At 50.0% G+C, this 2406-nt stretch carries 2 protein-coding genes; one reads left to right on the top strand and one right to left on the bottom strand.

Annotated features, from left to right (window positions below; genetic code table 11):
• Nucleotides 1-1665, bottom strand: a 1665-nt coding sequence (locus tag L693_RS0107265; protein WP_025716697.1) for an ABC-F family ATP-binding cassette domain-containing protein, incomplete at its 3' end; no start/stop codon positions are given.
• A 271-nt stretch (nucleotides 1666-1936) separates the two neighbouring features.
• On the opposite strand from L693_RS0107265, the gene L693_RS0107260 reads away from it, so the two are divergent.
• The coding region (locus tag L693_RS0107260) for a 5-formyltetrahydrofolate cyclo-ligase (RefSeq protein ID WP_025716696.1) at nucleotides 1937-2406 on the top strand (470 nt) is incomplete at its 3' end.

The raw sequence follows: 2406 nt of genomic DNA, 5'->3' as shown, positions 1-2406 counted from the left end.
GCTGCGGGTGGCCTGCCCTGCCTCCAGAGCTTCCTGCGCTATCTCCTCCAGTTCCTGTTTTTTGGCTACATAGTCATCATAATTCCCCAGGAAATGTTGTATCCCTTCAGGATGAAGCTCAATGACACGCTCCGCCATTTTATTCAGGAAATAACGGTCATGGGAAATGAATAGCAGCGTGCCGTCATAGTCCATCAAAGCAGCTTCCAGCACTTCCTTGCTGAACAGATCCAGATGGTTGGTAGGCTCATCGAGAATCAGTACATTGGCTTCGCGAAGCATCAGCTTGGCCAGAGATACACGGGCTTTTTCCCCGCCACTTAGTGTAGATACCTTTTTTAGTACATCGTCACCGCTGAACAGGAAATTACCCAGTACCGTACGTATCCGTGCTTCCTCCATATGAGGGTACTCGCTCCACAGCTCCTCCAGTACGGTATTGGCCGGGTTCAGATTCGTTTGCTCCTGGTCATACAGGCCGATTTTAATTTTTGTGCCCCAGTGAATGGAGCCGGCAGCAGGCTTTAGCGATCCGGTCAGGCACTTGAGCAGCGTCGATTTTCCAATCCCGTTTGGACCAATCAGTGCCACCGTATCTCCACGTTTTAAGTCAAAGGATGCATGCTGGAATAAAGGCTTTTTACCTTCATACGCTACGGAGAGGTCGCGTACCTCCAACACTTCCTTACCCGACATAAAGGCTGTTTCAAAGGAAAAATGTGCTTTTTTCAAATCGCCCATAGGACGATCCATACGCTCCATTTTATCCAGCTGCTTGCGGCGGCTCTGGGCACGTTTGGTTGTGGAGGCTCGCACAATATTGCGTTGTATAAAAGCCTCCATACGGGCGATTTCCCCTTGTTGCTTTTCGTAATGCTTGAGATTTGTTTCGTACTCGGCAGCCTTCAACTCCATATAGCGACTGTAGTTGCCTGTATAGCGGGTGGAGCGGTGGCGCTCGATTTCAATGATAGTCGTTACCAGTCGATCCAAAAAATATCGGTCATGTGATACGACCAGCAAGGAGCCGGAGTAGCCGCGCAAATAGTCTTCCAGCCAGGTCAATGTCTGGATATCGAGATAGTTGGTCGGCTCATCAAGCATAAGCACGTCCGGGGCAAGCAGCAGAATGCGTGCCAGTGCGAGACGTGTTTTCTGTCCGCCGCTCAATGTAGCTACAGGCGTCTCCGGTGCAAATGAACCAAAGCCCATGCCATGCAGCACGCTGCGAATACGGGTCTCCATTTCATAGCCGCCATGATCCTTGAACCAGTCTGAGCGTCGTGCATAGCGTTCGAGCAGATCAGCATAGCGCTTTTCGTTCTGCGCATTGGCCGGGTCAGCGATTTCCTGCTCCATTTGCCGCAGCTCCTGCTCAGCTTCAATCAGCGGAGCGAATACCAGCATCATTTCTCCCCAGATAGATCGGTCGGAATTCAAGCCGCTGTTTTGTGCCAGATAACCGATGCTGGTCTCCTTTGCTTTGAAAATTTGCCCACTGTCATAGGATATTTCACCAGCAATGATTTTGAGCAGGGTCGATTTGCCTGCACCGTTCACACCTACCAGTCCAATGCGTTCACGTTCCAATATTTGAAGGTTAATCCCGTCCAGGACGGGTTCAATTCCATAGGATTTTGTAATTCCGGTTACTTGCAATAGCATCGCGTATCGTTCCTCCATTACAATTTTTGCACAGTTTCCCTGCTTTCCCTGCAGGTGCCTTCCTTCCAGTTTACATGAAAATACCCACTATTGCACTGCTATTACCTCCTAAACCCTTGAGCCACGTGTAGTCAATTTGTATAAACAATGATAAACTTAAATGAGGACTGAAAAAGAATGAAAGAAACTTGGAACGTACAGCACTTACTGACAAATGAATCAATTGTAACGTTTTGAAGCATTATCAACGATTGTGCGGGAGGGCGGATATGTGGATGTCTGTAGTGTAAAGAACGCGCTCCGTTTGCAACAACGAGAGGCACGGGACTCCATGGACCCGCTGACAAGGCAGAAGGCATCGGCTGTGGCCTGTCGGCATGCAATCGAGGCATGGGAGCAGCTTAGAATAAACAGAAACGGAGATAAGCTAACGTTATTTAGCTATCTCTCATTTGGCAGCGAGATTTCGACAGCTCCCCTCATTGAGCATTGCTGGTCACAGGGGGATCGTGTTCTGGCTCCGAGAGTGGACACGGCAACCCGGACCATGGAGCTAAGAGAGTTGGACCAGCACGGAGATATCGTACCCGGCATTTGGAACATTCCTGAGCCTGCACCCACATGCAAGGAATGGACGCCTGAGATGTGGGCGCAAATCGATTGGGCTGTTGTGCCCGGCCTGGCCTTTGATCGTCGTGGGGGCAGAATCGGCTATGGCGGGGGCTATTATGACCGCTTTAT

It is taken from the genome of Paenibacillus sp. 1-18, from assembly GCF_000520755.1.
GTDB classification, from domain to species: Bacteria; Bacillota; Bacilli; order Paenibacillales; family Paenibacillaceae; genus Paenibacillus; species Paenibacillus brasilensis.
Note: the sequence above shows the minus strand (reverse complement) of the source record. Positions and strands in the feature narration are given on the sequence as shown.